This is a genomic window from Serratia sp. TSA_198.1, from assembly GCF_052686505.1.
The window spans coordinates 101,015-122,556 of record NZ_JBQZFP010000002.1 but is presented as its reverse complement, the minus strand read 5'-3'; the positions used below and the strand labels follow the sequence as shown (position 1 = coordinate 122,556).

The 21,542-nt window shown below is 53.2% G+C and carries 18 protein-coding genes; 17 read left to right on the top strand and 1 reads right to left on the bottom strand.

Features of this window, described 5'->3' with window-relative positions; genetic code table 11:
• Positions 1 to 94: 94 nt before the first annotated feature.
• The 16 genes from ACUTSW_RS11950 to ACUTSW_RS11875 all read left to right on the top strand — a co-directional run bounded on the left by ACUTSW_RS11950 (position 95) and on the right by ACUTSW_RS11875 (position 18,593).
• Entirely contained in the window at positions 95 to 760 is a 666-nt protein-coding gene (locus ACUTSW_RS11950; protein WP_445584506.1) for a DsbA family protein, read from the top strand.
• Positions 760 to 1,704, top strand: a complete 945-nt coding sequence (locus ACUTSW_RS11945; protein ID WP_445584505.1) for an ABC transporter — start codon at positions 760 to 762, stop codon at positions 1,702 to 1,704. Before ACUTSW_RS11950 ends, ACUTSW_RS11945 begins: the two co-directional genes overlap by 1 nt.
• A gap of 19 nt (positions 1,705 to 1,723) precedes the next feature.
• Positions 1,724 to 3,856 carry a peptidase domain-containing ABC transporter gene (locus tag ACUTSW_RS11940; protein ID WP_445584504.1) on the top strand — a complete coding sequence of 711 codons (2,133 nt, stop codon included), beginning with the start codon at positions 1,724 to 1,726 and terminating at the stop codon, positions 3,854 to 3,856.
• 1 nt (position 3,857) lies between these two features.
• Positions 3,858 to 5,021 carry an efflux RND transporter periplasmic adaptor subunit gene (locus ACUTSW_RS11935; RefSeq protein ID WP_445584503.1) on the top strand — a complete coding sequence of 388 codons (1,164 nt, stop codon included), beginning with the start codon at positions 3,858 to 3,860 and terminating at the stop codon, positions 5,019 to 5,021.
• Positions 5,011 to 6,966 carry an ABC transporter permease gene (locus ACUTSW_RS11930; protein WP_445584502.1) on the top strand — a complete coding sequence of 652 codons (1,956 nt, stop codon included), beginning with the start codon at positions 5,011 to 5,013 and terminating at the stop codon, positions 6,964 to 6,966. Before ACUTSW_RS11935 ends, ACUTSW_RS11930 begins: the two co-directional genes overlap by 11 nt.
• Positions 6,963 to 8,354, top strand: coding sequence for a TolC family protein (locus ACUTSW_RS11925; RefSeq protein ID WP_445584501.1), 1,392 nt, complete (start codon positions 6,963 to 6,965; stop codon positions 8,352 to 8,354). Before ACUTSW_RS11930 ends, ACUTSW_RS11925 begins: the two co-directional genes overlap by 4 nt.
• On the top strand, positions 8,347 to 9,624 hold the full coding sequence (locus ACUTSW_RS11920; RefSeq protein WP_063200202.1) for a beta-ketoacyl-[acyl-carrier-protein] synthase family protein: 1,278 nt from the start codon (positions 8,347 to 8,349) through the stop codon (positions 9,622 to 9,624). Before ACUTSW_RS11925 ends, ACUTSW_RS11920 begins: the two co-directional genes overlap by 8 nt.
• A gap of 2 nt (positions 9,625 to 9,626) precedes the next feature.
• The gene (locus ACUTSW_RS11915; RefSeq protein WP_062868403.1) at positions 9,627 to 9,869 is read left to right on the top strand and encodes an acyl carrier protein; all 243 of its coding nucleotides are present in this window, start codon (positions 9,627 to 9,629) and stop codon (positions 9,867 to 9,869) included.
• A 547-nt stretch (positions 9,870 to 10,416) separates the two neighbouring features.
• Positions 10,417 to 10,965: a tyrosine-type DNA invertase gene (locus ACUTSW_RS11910; RefSeq protein WP_013814324.1), complete on the top strand. Its 549-nt coding sequence runs from the start codon at positions 10,417 to 10,419 to the stop codon at positions 10,963 to 10,965.
• 482 nt (positions 10,966 to 11,447) lie between these two features.
• Complete coding sequence (locus tag ACUTSW_RS11905) at positions 11,448 to 11,963, top strand: fimbrial protein (RefSeq protein WP_006327647.1); 516 nt, start codon at positions 11,448 to 11,450, stop codon at positions 11,961 to 11,963.
• A gap of 89 nt (positions 11,964 to 12,052) precedes the next feature.
• Positions 12,053 to 12,730, top strand: coding sequence for a fimbrial biogenesis chaperone (locus ACUTSW_RS11900; RefSeq protein WP_013814322.1), 678 nt, complete (start codon positions 12,053 to 12,055; stop codon positions 12,728 to 12,730).
• A 105-nt stretch (positions 12,731 to 12,835) separates the two neighbouring features.
• Positions 12,836 to 15,385, top strand: coding sequence for a fimbria/pilus outer membrane usher protein (locus ACUTSW_RS11895; RefSeq protein WP_445584500.1), 2,550 nt, complete (start codon positions 12,836 to 12,838; stop codon positions 15,383 to 15,385).
• A gap of 10 nt (positions 15,386 to 15,395) precedes the next feature.
• Positions 15,396 to 16,448 carry a fimbrial protein gene (locus ACUTSW_RS11890; RefSeq protein ID WP_445584499.1) on the top strand — a complete coding sequence of 351 codons (1,053 nt, stop codon included), beginning with the start codon at positions 15,396 to 15,398 and terminating at the stop codon, positions 16,446 to 16,448.
• Between the two features lie 53 nt (positions 16,449 to 16,501).
• Positions 16,502 to 17,029: a fimbrial protein gene (locus ACUTSW_RS11885; RefSeq protein WP_445584498.1), complete on the top strand. Its 528-nt coding sequence runs from the start codon at positions 16,502 to 16,504 to the stop codon at positions 17,027 to 17,029.
• 138 nt (positions 17,030 to 17,167) lie between these two features.
• Entirely contained in the window at positions 17,168 to 17,872 is a 705-nt protein-coding gene (locus tag ACUTSW_RS11880) for a LuxR C-terminal-related transcriptional regulator (protein ID WP_445584497.1), read from the top strand.
• A 52-nt stretch (positions 17,873 to 17,924) separates the two neighbouring features.
• A complete protein-coding gene (locus ACUTSW_RS11875; protein WP_197929787.1) occupies positions 17,925 to 18,593 on the top strand; it encodes a helix-turn-helix transcriptional regulator in 669 nt (222 codons plus the stop codon).
• A gap of 103 nt (positions 18,594 to 18,696) precedes the next feature.
• On the opposite strand, the gene ACUTSW_RS11870 is transcribed toward ACUTSW_RS11875, so the two are convergent.
• Positions 18,697 to 19,248 carry a tyrosine-type DNA invertase gene (locus ACUTSW_RS11870; RefSeq protein ID WP_006327634.1) on the bottom strand — a complete coding sequence of 184 codons (552 nt, stop codon included), beginning with the start codon at positions 19,246 to 19,248 and terminating at the stop codon, positions 18,697 to 18,699.
• Between the two features lie 423 nt (positions 19,249 to 19,671).
• Between ACUTSW_RS11870 and ACUTSW_RS11865 the strand changes: the two genes are divergently transcribed.
• On the top strand, positions 19,672 to 21,324 hold the full coding sequence (locus tag ACUTSW_RS11865; RefSeq protein ID WP_445584496.1) for a multidrug ABC transporter permease/ATP-binding protein: 1,653 nt from the start codon (positions 19,672 to 19,674) through the stop codon (positions 21,322 to 21,324).
• Positions 21,325 to 21,542: the final 218 nt, after the last annotated feature.

Here is a 21,542-nt window from a genome sequence, read left to right as displayed (position 1 = left end):
TAGCATAATATTACCGTTCCTCAGGGTATTGAATTTCCATAATAAATATTCACCTGACAGGTTTGAATATTGGTTCGTTCGCAGGATGCGCCCCATGTATAAACGCCCGTTGTTATTCGTTAGTTATACATTTTTTATTATTGTCATTACAACCATTATGACTTCGGTATATTTCCACGTTTACGTTATTAATCAACCCGAAAGTGAGGGCGTGAGAGCTATTGCGCCTGAGAAGGTGAATGACAGCCCATTAACAGAGGTTAATGCTATTGTCGAAGTGTTTTCTTACGCCTGCCATTATTGCGAGATAAATGAAAGCAATATCGCCGAGTTGGAAAGAAATCTGCCCGCAGGGACCCGTTTGATACGGCTGCACCTCAATGACGACGATCACAGTGGTATGGCGGCGTTTGCGCCACTGTTTGCCACGCTGACGGTCATGGGGATCGAAGCGCGGCATCGTCCGGCCGCTTATCAGGTAATCATAAAAGAAAAGATTAATTTGGCGGATAGGCAGCACCTTGTCGGTTGGCTGAAGGCTAACGGCATTGATGAAGCGGCATACGATAGGGCCAGTGCTTCTGCACCGGTGAAAGAATTGCTGGCGTATATGTCGTCGGTAAGCCGCTATTACCAGGTCAATGCTACCCCGAGCTTTATCGTCAACAGGAAATGGCTGGCGGTGCAGGATCGCGACTTCCCGGCCTTCAGCGAGCAGTTACTGTCTCTCTTACAGCATGATAAGCCGCTGGAGCCCTGATGCGCTTCTTTTCCGTATGGGTCTATCTGGCATGGAAAAATGGCCTCGACGGCATGGTTCTCTATACCACAAAGCTTGTCGGTATCAGGGATCGGCTGGTGTGCGACATGCTGCGGCGTATGGATTACCGCCTTTATTTGAGGCTCCGGCATCGGCTGCATTGCCGGGCATTGTTGCCGTCTGGGCAGCGCAACCGGAGCGCGGTGGCCATGGCGAATTATCGCAGTTTGCTGGGGCGCATGGATGAACTGGATTTTTCCTGGTTGATGCAGCGGCGGCGGTTGTTGGATTTTGCCGCGGTTTACGCACATAACGCCGAGCTTTTGGACCAATTAGCACAGTGTTCCGCCCGGCTTAACCGGGTGGTGGAGCCTTTGCACCGGTCTGGAGTTCCGGTGATTCTGGCGCCGATGCATACGGTTTCCGACGTGTTGGCCACGCTGGTGGGGGCTGGGGTGTATCCGGGGCTGGCCACGGTGATTGTCTCGGGTGAGGCGCAGGAGTATCTGCGACAGGCTCCAAAGTGGCAACAGAATGTTGACCTTTGTTCCATTCACGACGATCAGCGGCGGATTGCCGGCAAGTTGGCGCAGGCGATGTTGGAAGCCGCAGAACATCGCCGCAATATTATTTTGTTCCCGGATATCACACCGGATTACACGCTGAACAGCAATAAGGATCTCTCGGCCAAGCTGGCCTGCCGTTTGTTCAATCGCCCGGGGCATTTGCACAGCGGCATTGCCCGGTTGTCGCGCGCGTTACAGGCCCAGGTGGTGTTTTACTCACTCTCTTACGACGGCGGGATCCGCATTCATATCGATGAACCGGTTGCTGCAGAAAATATCGGTCATGTCCTGCCAGGGATAGTGGAAAGGACAATGGTTCGGCATGCGGATGAGTGGCTGTTATGGCATTCGCATTCATTGTTTTTTATTAATGAATAAGTCAGGGATGTAAAAAAGCATGGAGCACATTATTCCAACGCCGGTCTTTCAAAGCGAAATCAATGAATGCGGATTGGCCTGTATCGCCATGCTGGCGGAAACTCAAGGGATCGAGGCGTCTTTGACGGAGCTGCGGGCACGTTATCCGGCGTCGCAGCACGGCACTTCGCTGGCGACTTTGTGCGCCATACTGTCCGAATTGGCGCTGCCGGTTTATCCGGTGGCATTTGAACATCAAGATCTCGCCGCTCTGCCTTTGCCGGCGATTTTGCACTACGGCGCGGGCCATTATGTCGTGTTGGCTTATCGTAAAGGGAACTACGTCTGTGTAATGAACCCGGCGTTCGGCCAGCAGCTGCTGCCGCTTGGCGCGTTGAAAGCAGAAATTAGCGGCTATGCGCTGGTGTTGGATCGCGAAGGTTCCTCTACATCCCCTATGCCCGCAGGGAAGAAGCGCAACGGGCGTTGGCGCGCGTTCGCCAGCCTGAGCATGAAAGATACCGCCGCCCTTGCCGGTATTTATCGCCTGGCAGCCATGACATTCTTTATCTCGCTGACGTTATTCATTATGCCGGTGATGGTGGGCAGCGCGATTAACCAGGTATTCTCGACTGCGGGGGAAGCGGGTTTTCCTTACTTCTATTACCTGTTGGCATTTGTCGTTTCGACCGCTCTGGCGCTGGCCGTTCGCATGATTACCGAACGCTTTATCAAGCACTTCGTTTTGCTGCACAGTGCAGCCGGCTTTTCCCGTTTGCTTGATAATTCGCTGAATTTCTTCAATAAACGTGCGCCGGGTGAGATCTTCAGCCGTTTTACCAGTTGGCAAATGGCCGCCGGGCAAAAAATAGAGTTGGATAACAGCCTGCGCACCGACTGGATTATCGGTGCGATAGCCTTGGTGGCGATGTGTTATCTGAGCCCGATGCTGGCCCTGGTGCCGGTGATCGGCATGTTCCTGATGGGGGCCGTCAGCGTATGGGCCATTTATCAGGATCGCTACTATACCCAGCAGTTGCAGGCGAAAGGCGCTGCGCAAAATGACTTTATTCTGGAGACCATCCAGGGGTTTTCAACCATCAAATCTGCCGGCCTTACCGGCCAGCGGCAGCAGGGCTTCGCCGCCCACGCTCTCTCGTTGTTTAACTGCCTGCAACAACAAAAAATCTATGAGCAGGTGAAGGGTAGCGTTTACCAGTTGATCGCCAGCCTGGAGATGGTGTTTTTCATGCTGCTGGCGTTGCCATTATTGAGGAACGGCGAGCTCAGTCTGGGGGCATTCTTTGCCTACAGTTTCATCCGTGAAATTTTCACTTCTTATACCAGCAAGATCTTTTTCTCCGTCTTGCATAAAAACCAACTGCATGTGATTGACGAACGCGCGCGGGATCTGTTCCCCGCTTTGCCTTCTGCTGCCGGGCAACGCGGCGGCCGGGCGTCTGGCTTCAACGCTCGCTTGTGCTACCGCTCGGTGACGTTTGCTTACGATGCCGGCCAACCGATTTTGCGGGATCTGTCACTGTCCCTGACACGGGGGCAGTGCATCGCCATTACCGGCGGTTCCGGTGCCGGCAAGAGTACCCTGCTTAAGGTCATGGCCTGTCTGCTGGTGCCTCAACATGGCGTGCTGGAATTGGACGGCCAAACGATCGACGGCGGTGCGGCTCAGGGGTTGTTTTTCCTGCAAAGCCAGGAGGATATTTTGTTCAATGCCTCGGTATTACAGAATATTACGTTGTTTGCGTCGCCGGTGCCGGGGCAACGGGAGAGGGTCGAAAAGGCGCTGCACGGACTGGGTCTGGCCGACGCGGTGGCGAAGTTACCGGGAGGGGTGAATGCGCTGGTGCGGGAAAGTCACGCCGGCTTGTCGTTGGGGCAGCGTCAGCGCCTGTTGTTAGCGCGCGCCATGTACAGCGATTGCCCGGTACTGGTGCTGGATGAGCCGACGGCGAATCTGGATGAAGACACCGCGGGTAAGGTGATAGCTACGTTATTGGCGCACTGTCGGGAACACCGTAAGACACTGATTACCGTTACCCATAACCAGAGGCTGCTGCCGCTGTTTGATCGGGTTTTACACATGGCGGAAGGTCGTTTGGAAACCGCAGCTTCTCCCCACGCAGCGGTGAGATGCCATACGGCGGCTGAGTGACATGATGAGGAAAAAAGTGTTTTTCAGCCTGATGGGGCTGTTTGCCATTGTGCTGTCGATCGCCGGAAGTTTGGCGCTGCTGAACCGTCCGGGCGCAATGGAGCCGTCGAACGCAGTGCGCATCGGCCGTGGCGACATCGAGAAAAACGTTTTGGCCACAGGCATTCTAAAACCGGCTCTGCAGGTCAATGTGGGCGCGCAGGTAAACGGGCAGTTGAAAAAGCTGTATGTCAAACAGGGCGATCGAGTGAGCCAGGGGCAACTGTTGGCTGAAATAGATCCGACCTTGCAGAAAAACGAACTGCGCAAATCACAGGCTGAGTTGCAAAGCGCGCAGGCGCAGAAACTGATGAATGAGGCGTTGTTGACGCAATACCAACTGGAACTCACACGCCAGAGGGTACTGCGACGAGATAGTGCCGGCGTACTCAGCGATCTGGAAAAGGCTCAGGCGCAGCGGGATGCCCAACTGGCGCAACTCAAGGTGAATGAGGCGCAAATCGTTCAGGCGGAAATGGCGTTGGAAACCGCCAGAGCTAACCTGGCCTTTACGCGCATTGTTGCCCCCATTGACGGTGAAGTGTTGGGCATTGTTACTCAGGAAGGGCAAACCATTGTCTCCTCGCAGAGTGCGCCGACCCTGCTGGTACTGGCCAACGTGGATACCATGATGGTGCATACCCGGATATCGGAAAACGACATCCTGAAAGTACGGGTGGGGCAACCGCTGTGGTTCTACTCGGCAGCCGATCCTAAATGGCGCTATGACAGCGTGATGGGGACGATACAGCAAGCGCCGTCCGAAGCACTGGAGGCCGATCCGATGAGCAGAAATCTGAGCCAGCAGTCGTCGGCGGTGTACTACAACGGCGTTTTTGCCGTCGCTAACGGCGAGCGCCGGTTGCGCACCTCGATGACGGCGCAGGTGTTCATCGTTACCGACCGGGCGACGAACGTGCTGCGGGTACCGATGGCTGCGCTCGGTGCGCCGCAGGGCGAGGGCCTATATCAGGTACGGGTGCGCCAGGGGGAACAGACTGTGTCGCGCCAGGTGCGGACAGGCATTAGCGATCGCGGTTACGCCGAAGTTCTGGCAGGGCTGGAGGAAGGTGAGTGGGTGCTAATGGCACCTCAGAATGACGCAGAGGAAGATCATGACCGCTAAGGCCACCCCAGTGATCGTTTTGGAAAATGTTTCCCGAGACTTCAACGCCGGCGAGCACAGGGTAAGGATATTGAAACACATCTCGTTGTGCATTCGGCGTGGTGAAATGGTGGCTATTGTCGGTGCCTCCGGGTCCGGAAAATCGACACTGATGAACATCATCGGCTGTCTCGACAAACCCTCTCAAGGCGTAGTCCGCATCAACGATGTGGCGATTCAGCAGGCAGACGGCGAGCGGTTGGCGCAACTGCGCAGCCGCCATGTCGGTTTTATTTTTCAACGCTATCACCTGATGCCGTACCTGACGGCCAGTGAAAATGTGGCGATCCCGGCGTTGTATACCGCTATGCCTGCTGCTGAGCGCCGCCTGCGAGCGCAGGGCCTGCTGGCGCGTTTGGGATTGTCCCAACATGGGCGCCGCCGCCCGGCCCAGTTGTCCGGCGGGCAGCAGCAGCGGGTCAGTATTGCTCGCGCTCTGATGAACGGTGCGGAAATCATTCTGGCGGATGAACCTACCGGCGCGTTGGACAGTGTCAGCGGCCAGGAGTTGATGGGCATTCTGCATGCGTTGCACGCGGCCGGGCATACCATCGTCATCGTCACGCACGATCGCCGGATTGCGGAGCAAGCTGAGCGGATCATTGAGATCGGCGACGGAGAGATCGTTACCGATCGCCATAACGACACGCGTCGGGTACCGGCTGACGGGCATTTTCCAGCGCTTTCCGCCCCGCTTCGTCGGGCGCACCTCTGGCCGGCTTTCAGGGAGGCCGTCAGCATGGCCTGGCGCGCTTTGCTTGGGCACCGGGTTCGGGCGTTATTGTCGATGCTCGGCATCATCATCGGCATCGCTGCGGTTGTCTCCTCGATCGCCATCGGCGAGGGGACCCGGCAAAACATCCTGAATGAAATCAGTCAGCTTGGTACCAGCTCGCTGGAGATCCGCCCGGGGTTGGGATGGGAAAAGAAACGCCCGGATTTTGAACGCTCGCTGAGCTTGCAGGATGTCGCACTGCTCTCTGCATTGGCGTATATCGACAGCGTTTCCCCGGTAGCCAGTGCTCAGGTGCTGGCCGTTCGGGATGGCAAGCAGGTGCAACTTCCCGTAATGGGGGTCGGTAACGGTTATTTTCGGACGCAGGGCACTCGTTTGATCTCCGGCAGCACTTTTACTCAACAGGACTTAGACCAACGCGAACCGGTGGTGATTATCGATACGCAGCTTAGGCAGGTGCTGTTCTCCTCCTTGCGGGATCCGATCGGAGAAGTGCTGCCTCTGGCGGGCGTTCCTTATCGGGTCATAGGCGTGGCGGAACGCAAGGGAGCTAAATACGCCGGCGCTCAGCCACTTGCCTGGTTGCCTTACACCTCTTTGACCGGCCGCATATCGGGCGACATGCCGCTGGAATCGATAGTGATGCGTGTGCGAGAAGGGCTTTCGCTGACCCAGGCTCGAGATGATGTGGAGCGGCGCTTGATTTTGGAACATGGTCGGCGGGATTTTTTCACGGTGACCGATGACCAGATGACGCAAGCCCTACAGAAAGCCTCCGCCTCTATGAGCTGGCTGATTACAGCCATCGCAGGCATTTCATTGTTGGTTGGCGGAGTGGGGGTGATGAACATCATGCTGGTGTCGGTAACGGAACGCACCCATGAGATAGGCATTCGCTTGGCGGTTGGCGCCAGGGAAAGAGACATTATGCGCCAGTTTTTGATAGAGGCGGTGGTCATCTGCAGTTTGGGCGGTGCCATGGGCATTGCCTGTTCCGCCCTGGTTTGCCTGGCGCTGGCCTGGTTGACGCCGCAGGTCACCATGGTATTTACCTGGCCGCCATTGCTGTTGGCCTGTGGTTTTTCGGCGCTGATCGGCGTGGGGTTTGGCTTTTTTCCGGCGCGCACCGCCGCCCGGCTACAGCCCGTAGAGGCATTGGCGCGCGAATGAGAAAATTTTTAACGTTGCTTTTTGTTTTGCTGATCGGTGGTTGCGGGGGGATCTCTGCCGGCGGGGAAGCGCAGCGGCAGCTATTACTGCCGTCACAATGGCGGATTGCCGACGAGGATGTCGGGGCGCTACGTAGCGATGGTGCTTGGTGGGACAATTTTAACGATCCGCTGCTGTCGGCTGTGATCGGCGCTGTGCTGGCAAGTAATCAAGATCTGGCACTGGCCGGCTTGCAATGGCGCGAGGCCCTTTTGGACGCTGAGCTGGTGAACGGCAACCTGACCCCGGATATGGCCGCCAACCTGAGTGGCCGCAATATCAGAACGCTGCAGAGCGCAACGCGACCTCAGGAGATCTACCAGACGGCCTTCTCCCTGAGCTATGAATTGGACCTGTGGGGCAAGTTGGCGCGGGCCCGTGAACAGGCTGAATGGCTGGCCGACGCCTCCGAATTGGACCGGAAAAATACGGCGCTGGTGCTGATTGGCACCGCTGCTCGCTTATATTGGCAAATCGCCCATTTGAACCAGCAAAATCGGCAGCAGCAGGTTGCGGTGGCGATCGCCCGAAACACCGTGCAACGGGTGAAGGCGCGGCATGCCGCTGGTGACGTCGGAAAGTTTGAAGTGTTGCAGGCCGAGCAAAAGTTGCTTGAACGGGAAAATCAGCAGCATGACCTGCACCGGCAACGGGAGAACTCGCGTAATTCCCTGGCGCTGCTGTTTGGTCAGTCGCCGTTTGCACGGCGTTGGGAGCGTCAATCGCTGGCTATCGAGAGTGTCGCCATTGTTCAACGCCAGCCGGTAGCCGTGATTGCGCAGCGGCCTGATGTCCAGGCTGCGGAACGGCGGTTGCGAGCTGCTCTGGCGGGAGCCGAGTTGGTTCGTTTGAATTTTTACCCGGCACTGAGTCTGGATGCCGCGCTGGAGGCGGGCAGCCGGGTCTTTCGGCAATGGTTCAGCGATCCGACGCGCGCGCTGGGGATATCGTTGACGCTGCCGTTTATTGAATGGCGCAAGATGCAATTATCCAGCGAGAAAGCGCTGTTGCAGGCGCAGCGGGCGGAAATCCAGTTTCGTGATGCCGTCTATCGCGCCTTGGCGGACGTGGATAATGCTATGGAGCAGCGTTTGGAAGCGCAACGGCAAATCGATAACCAACGGCAGCATCTGACGATGAGTCGGCAAGGCGTTATTTTGGCGCAGAACCAATATCAGGCCGGTGCGGTGTCATTGCAGACGTTGCTGGATGCTCAGGATGCGCTGTTGTCCAGTGAGAATGCGCTGTCGGAGCAGCAGTACCGTTATCTGAATGCCACCATGCAACTGTGGTTGGCGCTGGGGGGCGCAGCATCTCGGAATCAAGGGAAAGGAATTAAACATGGATAAGGGAAGATTGCAGAGGCGGGTTGTGGTAACCGGCTACGGTGCTGTAACGGCATTAGGCACCAATGCGCAACAAAATTGGCAGGCTATTATGGCGTGCCGATTAGCCTATCGGTATCACGACAAATCGGCTGCGGGGATCCGCTCACGTTTTTTTGCGTTGATGGATGAAGAGCCGCCGCTTGAAGGCATATCGCGGGCGACCCTGCGTCGATTACCGCGTTTTGCTCGGCTGGCCTTGGCGGCGGCGACGGAAGCGATAGACATGGCATTCTCTTCAGCCTCGACTGGGCCGGCACATTTTTATCCTTCGCTGGATTGCGGTGCCATTATCGGCAGTGGGTGGGGCGGGCAGGATGAGATCCTGGTGAATAACGTGGATTATCAGTATTCAGGCCTGGGCCGATTGTTCGGCGGTTTTCATGCGATGCCCAATATCGCGACGGCGATCTGCAGCCAGCGTTGGTTGCTCAGGGGATATCAGAGTTCACCTGCCGCTGCCTGCGCAACGGGGAGCATAGCTATTGGCGAGGCGTTTGAGATTATCCGCAGTGGCCGCGCAACCATGATGTTGGCCGGCGCTGCCGAGTCGCTGAGGAACAATGGCGCTATATGGAATATGGATGTACTGCGTGTGTTGAGCAATGAGCAGCAGGATATCACCAAAGCCAGTTGCCCATTTAGCCGGGCGCGCAACGGCTTTGTGTTGGCTGAAGGGGCGGCGGTGCTGTGCCTGGAAGAACGCGATGCCGCTCTGGCGCGTGGCGCAACGATATTGGGAGAAATCAAAGGATACGGCAATTATTCGGACGCCTTCGATCTTACTGCTCCAGCGGATGACAAGCAGGCCAGAGTGAAAACCATGCAACGGGCGCTTGCGCAGGCGGGTCTTGGCAGCCACGAAATCGACTATATCAACGCGCATGGCACTTCAACGCCGCTCAACGATCTCAATGAAACCGAAGCCATCAAACTGGCGCTGGGAGCGGATGCATACCGAACTCCACTTTCCAGCACCAAATCTTATACCGGTCATCTGATCGCCGCCTCCGGCAGCTATGAATCCATCCTCTGTTTGCAGGCTCTTCAGCAACAGGTCATCCCGGGCACTTGCCATTTGAACGAGGCCGATCCGGCCTGCGATCTTGACTATGTTAGCGAAGGGCATCGCTGCGGGGATTTGAGGCACGTCATGAACCTCAGCTTTGGTTTTGGGGGCGCTAATGCGGCATTGGTGTTTGGCAAGGCCGATATTAATAACCAGCAGGAATGATGATGGAAAAGTACCCAATCTTGTATGAAGCTATTTGCACCCTGCTATACGAGGCCAGGGAGTTGGATCGGGCATCCCTGTCGGCAGATATACCTTTGCGGCAGTTAGGCTTGGATAGCCTGGATTATGTGGAGTTGATGCTGCTGGCCAAGCGAGAGTTCGGGATATCACTCAGTGCGGAAATGTTTATTGACCAGCCGGATCTGACATTATCAGAGCTCTGTCATTATATGTCCGCGCAATAACTGTCTATCCGTCGTCTTTCAAGCACAGCGTTGTTGCCTGCACGCATTGACGTGGCCCGTCCATGGGCCACTCTCCTCCGCCCCCGATTATCATTCCTCGATATCGATAAATAAGACGATGAAATTATCAATATGCACTGTGTGAGTATTCTTAGTTCCTTTTGTTACATATAAAACAGGGCTTGGAACAGCCGTGAAACATTGTTAGGAATATTCTTTATTTATAGCGACGACTGGCCGGTTCTTGTGATGACAATCTCTTTTCTTGGCGTTCTAAGTAGGTTTTTTTTAATGAAATAGAGGTTGTACATGTTGAAATCATTAACCTTACTCAGGATTGCATGCTCAGCATGCGGTTCATTTTTAGCATAAATCATGTCGGCACTTTTCAACTTCAACCAGAGCTGTTCAGTCAGATCAAATCCGCTATACTCCGCGCAGGATGCAGGAACCTATCCGTAAACCGGAGTACGCTCCGCGTATCCATTGTGGTGATGTAAAAGGAAAATGACAGCCACATTTTTCTGATCAAAGTAATAGAGGTACCATGTCCAATCGTAAACATCTAATGCCTTCCGAAGTTGAAAGGTTGCTTGAGGTTACGCTGCAGGGGAAGAATCCAGAACGTGATTACTGCCTGATATATATGTGTTTTATACATGGTTGTCGCGCCAGTGAAATTGGCGGCTGGCGACTCTCGGATATCGATCTTGAGGGCGGTAATATCTATGTCCATCGGTTGAAGAATGGTTTTTCCACCGTGCACCCATTATACCTGCGTGAAAGGCAATGCCTGCGGCGCTGGCTGGAAAAACGCAAAGAGCACCGTGGGGCCGATGGAGAATGGTTATTCCTTTCCAACCGGGGAGGACGCCTGTCACGTCAACGAATTTATTCTCTGATTCGGCATTACAGCAGAGCGGCTAAATTGGAAGTAAACGCTCACCCTCATATGCTGCGTCACGGCTGTGGATTTGCGTTGGCCGATCGTGGGATCGATACCCGGTTAATTCAGGACTACCTGGGGCATAAGAATATCCAGAATACAGTCATTTATACCGCCAGCAACGCGCAAAGATTCAAGGAAATTTGGTAAGCAGGATTTAAGTTAATATATTTAAGGAGTCACTTTGAACTAAAGTGAAACATACTGTAAGGACGTGTAAAACCAATGTCAATACTCGCATCAGCACTTTCCTAAATATTAGATTTTTTTATTTAAAAACAAAAGGATGAACGGTATTCATTTAAATTATCGCCAGCCATGATCTAAGTATAATCCTGCTTAATATTCAACCTCACTAAGTAATCCATTCAAGGTTCTGATTTTTTCAACCATTTATCCTTGCATGACCCTCTAATTGCTTAATAAAAAACTAAAATAAATTAAATAATCAGCATAAAAAACCAAAGGAGTCACTTTAGTTCAAAATGAACCGTTTGGATGAATAGGCTCGCGGCAATGAATCACCCCCGTCAGTGAATACATCTCGGTTTGTGAACTAAATAAAAGGAGTGACATAAGGTTATGTCGGAAATAAACCAATGCATTTTTTGCATTATTAAAAGGAAATTAGGATGAAAAAGAATCTGCTGGCTTTAGCCGTTGTTAGCGCGTCCGTATTTGCCACTTCGGCATTCGCTGCCGATGGCGTAGTCAACTTCAAGGGCTCGATTACCGATCAGTCCTGTACCGTAGATACCACATCTAAAAACAAGGAAGTTGTCTTGGGTAAGGTTTCCAAAGACGCATTCACCTTGGGCAAGACCGCAGGGGCCAAACAGTTCAGCCTGGTACTGAAAGATTGCCCGAAAACAGTTTCTGGCGCCACGGTGCGTTTTGACGGTACCAAAGTCGTGGGCCAGGCCGGTTTACTGGAGCTGACGGCGGCTACTGATGCAGCGACCGGTGTGGGGGTACAACTGCTGGATGATCAGAACAACGTGATTAATCTGGGCGTAGATTCACGCATTTACACTCTGGTTTCCACTGGGGATAACACGCTGGACTTTATGGCCCGTTATTACGCCTATGCAGCTGTTGGTACTGGTAGCGCCAACGCGACGGCAAACTTTACCGTCGTCTACCAATAAGGGCTTAGCTGACTTTCGGCAGTGAGTTAAATGGGCCAGGGAAAACTCCCCCTGGCTCTTTAATCATGGATGACCAGGACGGAAAGAGAATGAAAGCAGGATATTTCACGTTGGTTGCAGCGTTGCTGATGATGTTTTGGGTACCGGCCCAGGCTGGGGTGGTAGTGGGCGGGACCCGTCTGATTTATGACGGCGCCAAAAAAGAGTCTGCATTGAATATCAGCAATCCGGACGCCGAGCCTTACCTGATCCAATCGTGGGTTGACGCGCAAGAGGGCGACAGTGCCAAAGCGCCTTTTATCATTACGCCACCACTTTTCCGGCTGGATGGCGGGCAAAATAACCTTTTGCGGGTAGTGCGCGCGGGCGGCAATCTGCCGTCAGACAGAGAGTCGCTGTATTGGCTGAACGTAAAAGCCATTCCGTCGGTAGAGAAGAAAGACAACACGTTGCAAATTGCGATCAAGACTCGCATCAAGCTGATTTATCGCCCGCAAGGCCTGTCCGGCAATCTGGAAGAGGCGGTCGGCAAGCTGACGTGGCAGCGCAGCGGCAACGCTTTACGGGTGACCAACCCGTCTCCTTATTACCTCACCTTTTTCAATTTAAAGCTCAACGGCAGCGCTGTTGCCGGCAGCACTATGGTTGCGCCGCAGACCACCGCCAGTTTCCCGCTGTCAGCGGGGGGGAGTGCAGGTGGAAACCTCAGTTGGCAAATAATCAATGACTACGGAGGTACCGGAAAGACGTTCGCCAGTACGTTATAACGGATTATTTTACAAAGATTTTATCCCCAGACAGAAAATGGGGGAAGGATACGGCTTGCCTGATTTTAGCGGCGGCCGGAAGGATCGGGACAGGGAGTTAAAACGATGAATAACCCGAATTGTATTGGTTTGCGAAGATCCAAATCGATCTTGGCATGTCTGTTTTCCTGCCAGGCGATACTGCTGAATTCACCGAGCGTGGCGCAAGCGCGTGATTACTTTAACCCTGCGTTGCTGGAAATAGATAACCCGGCGCTGCGCGGAGCGGATCTTTCAGTTTTCGAGGAAAATAGCACCCAGGCACCGGGAAGTTACCGGGTCGATCTTTATCTTAATGGCCAGCAGGTGGATTCCCTGGATGTCGAGTTCAGGCTCCAACAGGATGCGGCAGGGAAAAAAACGCTGCAGCCCTGCCTTAGCGCTGAAAAACTGACCGAGTTAGGTGTCAGGTTGAATTCACTTCCGGCGATCGCCGGCTCGGATGATTGCATCAACCTGGAGCAGGCCATTCCACAGGCAAAGGCCACTTTTTTGTTCAACCAGTTGCGGCTGAATTTGAGCATTCCCCAGGCTGCTTTGAATTTGAACGCGCGAGATTACGTATCCCCTGACAAGTGGGATGCCGGTGTACCGGCTCTGTTGGTCAACTATAGCTTCTCGGGTGCCAACAGCCAGGTGAGTGAAAGCAAAGGGCAGGGCAATGACAACTATTATCTCAACCTGCGCTCAGGAATTAACTGGGGTGCCTGGCGGCTGCGCAACTATTCGGTGTGGAACCAGCATAACGGTGGCGCCTCTTCATGGCGTTCGATCAATACCTATTTGCAGCGCGATATCATTGCCTTGCAGAGCCGTTTGACCTTAGGTGATAGCAGCACTTCTAGTGATGTTTTCGACAGCGTGCAGTTTCGTGGCGGTCAGTTGGCCTCGGAAGATGAAATTCTGCCGGATAGCATGAAAGGTTATTCACCGATAGTACGTGGGATTGCGCGCAGCAATGCCCAGATTGTGATTCGACAGAATGGTTATGTGATCTACCAAAGCTATGTGGCGCCCGGTGCGTTCGAGATTACCGATCTTTACCCCACCGGCGGTAGTGGCGATCTGAATGTGAGCGTGCGGGAAGCCAATGGCCAGGAGCAAAACTTTGTGGTGCCTTATGCCGTAGTGCCGGTTCTGCAGCGCGAGGGGCGGTTCAAATACAGCCTCACCAGTGGGACATATCGTTCTTACGGCAGTGAGGTCGATGAACGGCCTTTCAGTCAGGCTACCGGCATTTATGGGCTGCCTTGGGGGGCGACTTTATACGGCGGCATACAGGCCGCGAGCAAGTATCAAGCCTTGGCTTTGGGTTGGGGGCAAAACCTGGGAACTGTCGGGGCCTTGTCCGCCGACGTTACCCAAGCCTGGACCAAACAGGAAACCCAGCCCAAGGACCAGGGGCAATCATGGCGTTTACGCTACGGTAAAAACGTTATCGAAACCGGCACCAACTTCAGCCTGGCCAGTTATCGCTATTCCACTCGCGGCTTCTACACCCTGCAAGAGGCGTTGGAAAGTTATGGCGGTAACAATGCCAAATATAACGACCACAAGAAAAGCCGCGCCGAATTGATATTGAGCCAGAACCTGTGGGAAGGGGGCGGAACGCTGTCACTCAGCCTGTTCAACGAGGATTACTGGAATGATAGCCGCCGTTCGCAATCGGCCAGCGTTGGCTACAACAACAACTGGCAAAGCGTTAGCTACGGTTTCAATTACACCTTCAGCCAGAACGGTTTTGACAGTAACGGCCAGCGTAACAACGTGCGCGATCACATCCTGGCCTTTAACGTCAGCGTCCCGTTGAATAAATGGCTGCCGGGCAGTTACGCCACCTACAACATGAACAGCAGCCGCAATGGCCCCACCAGCCATAACCTTGGGTTGAGTGGCAGCGCACTGGAAGGCAATAACCTGAACTACAGCCTCAGCCAGGGATATACCGGAAAAGGGGGAGGCGCCAATGGCAGCATTCAAGCCGACTATAAAGGCTCCTTGGCTGAGCTGAACCTGGGCTATGGCTACGATCGCCATCGTCAGCAGGTGAACTACGGGATCCAGGGCGGTGTTTTGGTGCATCAAAACGGCATCACGCTGTCGCAGCCATTGGGCGACACGGTAGCGCTGGTACAGGCGCCCGGTGCCGCGGGTGTCAATGTGCTGAATCAGACAGGTGTGAATACCGATTGGCGCGGTTATGCGGTAGTGCCCTATCTGACACCGTACCGCCGCAATATCGTTGGATTGGACGGTGATTCTTTTGCCGACGATGTGGATATGACCCTCAGCAGTCAAACGGTGATCCCGACTCGCGGTGCCGTAGTGCGCGCCAGTTTTAGTCCCAATGTCGGTTTGCGCGTACTGATGACGTTGTTAACCAGGGCCGGAAGCCCGGTCCCGTTCGGCGCGACCGTCAGCGCTCTTAATGATCCGAAGGGCAATGCCAGTATTGTCGGTGACGGCGGACAAGTTTACCTGGCTGGGTTGGCTGACAGCGGTCGGCTGCAGGTCAAGTGGGGAAATGGCGCTGCGCAACAGTGTCAGGTCAGCTATCAATTGGCTAACCAGCCTGAAAGCGGTGGGATTCGCTTGGTCAAGGGTCTGTGTTTATAAGGTGCGTGTGATGACAACAGTAAAATCAACTCAACGAATAACGCTTGTATATAGTGTTCTATTTGCCTCTCTGCTCGGCGCTCAGCCGGCTCTAGCCGCTTTGGGGCAATGTAAACCGTCGGGGGGGCCCCATCCTTTTTCGTTTACTTTTACACCTACGCTTACTAATCCGGCGCAGAACGTCGCCGGCCTGGTGATTGAAAACGCTGCGGGCAATAACTGGAACCTGAGCGGTACTTATGATGTGCAGTGCGAATGTAAAAGCCGTACTGCTTCCTATATCACCGCCAAGTCCAGCCTGCCAACGCAGACTCATAGCGACGGACGTTTATCTTATTACGCGTTGAACGAGTATCTGGCTGTTGCCAGCGAAGTCTATGTAGCCGGTTATAGGAATGAGTACATCCCTACCCCCTTCAGTAATGTATCGAATTTAAAAAACGAAATGGGTCAGGATGAGAGTTGCGCCAGTGCGCACTATTCCAGCGGTGCCAGAGGGCGAATTCATTTGTACTTTCGGCGCCCGTTTGTCGGTCAGACCATCATTCCCAGTACCCAACTGGTTGAAACCTATGTTGCGGTATCCAACGGGGTGAGCAGCGTGGTTCCGGTATCTACCGTATCGATGAGCGGGGTGGTGACGGTACCGCAAAATTGCGAGATTAGCCCACAGACGGTAGTGGTGGATTTTGGCGATATCCTGTCTACCAGTTTGCGGACTAAAGGGATGATGCCGCCGGGTTTTACCCCGCACCAGAAAGAGTTGACCCTGGCCTGCCGCAATATTTCCTCTGGAGTCAAAGTCAGCCTGTCATTCAGAGGAGAGGTTGATAGCAATATGCCCGCAGCGCTGAGAACCAGCAACAGTAGCATTGGGGTGATGATCGAGGACCGATTTGGCGCCCCCATTTCGCCACAAAGCGGTCGTTTGCCGGTTGATTTTCTCTATCCCAGCCAGAGTGGTAGCACCAGATTCAGCGTGTATCCGATAAACACCACCGGGCAGGTGCCTGCGGCTGGTGTATTCACCGCCACTGCGACCATCCAGGCAGAAATGGAATAACTGGAACTTTATGGGTAGCGGGTCATTTGATTCTTAAAGAAAAGGAAATTGCTATGTTTAATGGCTTTAGCGGAATAAGCCGGATAATGATTCTTGTCGGTATTTTCCAGGGGGGAATTCCGGCGGTAGCGGTGGCGGCGAAACTCCAAATAACCGGCAATATTAAGGCGGCTCCCTGCGTTGTAGATGGGGCAAACAGTAATATCCAGGTTAACCTCGGCGACACTATTTCCGCCGCCACTTTGGCTGGCTCCGGCTCTGCCAGCGAATGGATAGAGTTTCCCATAACGCTGAAAAATTGTCCGGCCACCACAACTTCGGCGACTGCGACCTTTACCGGCTCGGCGGCAGAGGAGAGCGGTACTTTATATAAGAACAACGGGACCTCGAGCCGAGTGCAGATTGAGTTGCAAAATCAGAGAGGTGTAAATCTGGGCAATAATAAGAGCATGGTTCAATTGGTCAATCAATTCACGCATGAGGCCAAATTTGATCTCCGTGCTCGAGCATACAGCACTTATGGTGGTGCAACGCCCGGCAGCATAGACGGTGTACTGCAAATTTCTTTTATTTATGAATAGATATTTATCCGGCGAACTTACGGCATCGGATTTCTGAGCAAACGGCCATTTACGCTGAAGTTTTATCGCGATCCAAAACGCTAAACTTGGTGACACTGACCGGACAAGTAACCGTAATAACAAATCGGAGGCGGTGATATGAATAACTATTATCAACCCAGTATTTCGCTAGCTTCAAATGATGCATACGATAAAAAGAATGGTAATGCAGTCATTATGGAACCTTGCCCGGTCACCGCGCTTGGAATACGTAATAAATTAATTGAATCATGTGGTTATCGCCAGGACAAGATCCTGCACGTCAGGTGTCTTGCCGATCTGCCGTCCGTATTGCTCAAACACAGGCCCCGCTTATTAATTATGGAGCTGTGTGGCAAGTCAGAGTCGGTGCTGGATGGCTTACGCCTGATTGCTGAGGTACAAGCGGGCTCTCCCCAAACCGCATTGCTGGTTTGCACGGCGTTGGATGAGTCCAGAATATTGAGGCAGTTAATTGCCTCCGGTATTCACGGATTGATGCTAAAACAAGAGCCCGCTATCGCCCTGACGCACTGTGTACAGCAGGTATTGGCAGGAAAATGCAGCTTTAGCCACCGGATCCGCCAGCGTCAGTTGCATGAAGCCACTCCAGGGCGCCCTCTGACCATCCGTGAACTGGATGTCTTGGCAGAGTTGTTCTCCGGTAAGAGCGTGTCCAGCGTGGCCTTGACGATGCGTCGGGATATCCGCACCGTCAGTACACATAAACGCAATGCCATGCTGAAGCTGGGTTTTCACAATGATGGTGAGTTATATCTTCAGGGAAAATGGATGGCCATGAATGGCCCGTCCTTTGTCCGTTAACGGCGCCTGATAGCGCATTAACGCGGCAGGAGAGATAAGACAGGAGCAGAATATGTATTCTTCGCGTCATCAACCTCTACACATCGCATTAATGGATCGTTGTCCCTTAATGCTTGATGGGCTGGCCAGTTTTATTGGTTCTCTCTCGAGATCGGGAAAGATTGTGGTGCAGGAAACCAGTATGAGGGACGCCGCAGATAGTGTGGTCTATCAGCAGGCTAACGTCCTGATTGCGGAGTTAGCCGGTGTGGATGAGACTACCGTACAGGGGCGGGAGATTCTGCTTAATCTGTGCATGCAATTGCCGGCACTCAGAGTGGTGGTTTACACCCGTAGCCAAAGTGCCGAAGAGTTGGGCCCGTTATTGAGTCAGCCTAATATCAGCATCGTCGCTCGAGATGACGCATTGCCACTGGTGGCTGAATTCTTCAACCGGGTTCTGAACGGTGAGCGGGTACTGAGTCCGCAGATTGGTACCTGTTTGGCTCGTTCTGCCTGCCGTGAGACTTCTGTCATGCACGAGCTGACTCGTTGCGAAAGTGATGTTATGGCTTCTTTGTTTAACGGTATGAGCCTGCGGCAAATAGCCGATCTGCAGTGTCGCAGCATCAAAACGATCAGTGCGCATAAATGCAGTGCGATGCGTAAACTTCAAGTGACAAACGATAGCGAATTGTTTTCTCTGCACACCAGGATTACCCGGAAATTTTCCGGGGAGTAGCTAAAGCACTCTCGGTGTCGGGAATAACCCATGAAACAGGGTACGCCTGAAGACGCTTAATGCGTCTTCAGAAATAGTGAGCCCCTGGACGACTATACTGGCGTTATATATTGATGATGCGGAAGCGCTCCACGTTGGTAGCGGTATAAATGACCGTATTCTGGATGTTTTTATGCCCCAGGTAATCCTGAATCAACCGGGTATCGACACCTCTGTCGGCCAGGGCATAACCGCAGGAGTGGCGCAACATGTGAGGATGAACCTGAACGCTGATGCCGGCCATCTCGCCGTACATCCTCATCAATCGATACAGCTGTTGCCGTGAAATTTGCCCGCCGTGGCGCGATAAAAACAGCCACTGGCTGTCCGCTTCAAGGTAACCGGAACGTTGGCCAAGCCACTTCAACAGGGCATCACGTTCCCTGGGTTGTATGGGGTGTTGGACTGAAAAGCCATTTTTCAATCGGAATATATGTACCCGATTGGTGGTCATATCAATATCTTGTAAGCGTAATGAACGCAGTTCACTGACCCGTAAACCATGAATAAAACACATCAATAACAAGCAGCGGTCCCGAATACTGTTTTTACCTTCATGAACGGCTGAGATAAGCTGCTCAATTTCAACCTGGCTGAGAAATTTCCTTTTCTTCATCTTAATTACCTGGATGTTGAATGTTGGCTGATTTTTACCTGTGATTTTTTATTAAAGCATTGAATGATAAGTAACGGCAAAGAAAATAAAGTGACTGCACTTTTGCATGGAGAGGTTATTTATATGTTTTCTATTATTTTATGTTCACGGTGAATGCTTTGCTTTTATATTTTTGTTTACATCCTTAACAATGCTGCTGTTTGTTTCTTTTTGTTAATTTGCAGTCTCTTTTTATTTGAAAATAATTTAATGCTGCCGATAAAGCTTTCTTCTCAGATAGGCCAGGCTCTCCCCTCCGTTTATCGTTACCTGTGCGGATTACATTTCTGCAGATGAAGGGCCATGGATGAGAATTATTATTGATATCATTCTCTCGCCGCTTACAATGCTTGCCATCTCAAGATGGCAGGGTAAGGGTTTCTCATGGAGTTGCTTCGGGTGGTTTACCACCAGTATCGTTGGCCGTTTCTGGCGGTAATGGCGTTGACCATGGCCAGCGCGGCGCTGGGCATTGGTATCATTGCCTTTATAAATTTGCGGTTGATGACGGTGACCGGCAACCCACTGACCGTGCTGCCGGAATTCCTCGGGATTCTGGCGCTGTTGATGGCGGTGACGTTAGGATCTCAGTTGGCGCTGACCACGCTCGGTCATCATTTCGTGTTCCGGCTGCGTGGCCAACTTGTGAAGCGGATCCTGGATACCGATATCGAACGGATTGAACAATTGGGCAGCGCCTCTCTACTGGCGAGCCTGGCCAGCGACATCCGCACCATCACCCTTGCCTTTGTCCGCCTGCCAGAATTGGTGCAGGGGGTGATACTGACGCTGGGGTCTGCGGCCTATCTGGGTTGGCTTTCACCGCGGATGCTGGCGGTGACCGCAGTCTGGGTGGCGGTGACGGTGATTGGCAGCGGATATCTGGTATCGCGGGTGTATCGTCACCTGAGCAGCGTGCGTGAGGCGGAAGAGCTTCTTTACCAACACTACCAGTCAGCCATTGACGGGCGTAAAGAGTTGGCGCTGAACCGCGACCGCGCGAAAGCGCTCTACCAACAGGCCTATCAACCGGATGCCGAAGACTACCGCTACCATATTATCCGTGCCGATACCTTCCATCTCAGCGCTGTGAACTGGTCGAATATCATGATGCTGGGGGCTATTGGCCTCGTGTTCTATATGGCCAACAGTCTGGGCTGGGCAAATACCGCCGTTGCGGCTACCTATTCACTGACACTGCTGTTTCTGCGCACGCCATTGCTGCAGGCTGTGGGGGCTTTCCCGACGCTGATCGGTGCCGAAGTGGCCTTCAATAAGATCAAAGCTTTGCGGCTTGCCGATTATCAGCCTGCGTTTCCTGCGGTTGAAGCCAAAACCTGGGAAACGCTGGAACTGCGTGACATCGTATTTCATTACGGCGCTACGGAGCAGAAAGCCGGGTTTGCCGTCGGGCCGGTCTCTGTGACATTGCGCCGCGGTGAGTTGGTGTTTCTGATTGGCGGCAACGGCAGCGGAAAATCCACGCTGGCGATGCTGTTGACCGGGTTATATCAACCGGTCAGTGGACAGATCCTGTTGGATGGCGTCGAGCAGAACCTGGCGAGCATGCCCGGCTATCGCCGTTTGTTTTCCGCTATCTTTACCGATTTTCACCCATTCCACCATTTGCAGGGGCCCGATGGTCAACAGCCTGACGCCGAACTGGTGGAACGTTGGCTTAACCGGTTGAATATGAAAGGCAAACTGGAGTTTAATGGCCTGCGAGTGACCAATCCTCAACTGTCGCAAGGGCAGCGCAAACGTCTGGCACTGCTGCTGGCGGTGGCGGAACAGCGAGATATCCTGCTGCTGGACGAATGGGCGGCGGATCAGGACCCGCAATTTAGGCGCATTTTTTATCGCGAGTTGTTACCGCAGCTGCGCGAGTTGGGTAAAACGGTATTTGCCATCAGCCATGACGACCACTATTTCGAACATGCCGATCGGCTGCTGCAAATGCGTGACGGGCGTCTCATTGAATTGTCCGGCAGCGAACGTGAGCGCGCCAGCAAGGACTCTGTTACGCAGATTAGCTGATTTATCTCACCCTGTTCAGGCCGTTTACGCGGCCTGAACGATGGGGCTAGTCCTTCAACCCGCAGCGGAAGCTCTCTTCTTTATTTGTCTTTGCCCTCAAACCTCCCGCCAATTTCGGTTAAATCCAATCATTAGTTTTAATAATAATTCATTTACCAATGGTTTGATTTTGATCGTTTGTATCGTGGCACACTGCCTGAATACTGATTATTGGGTTG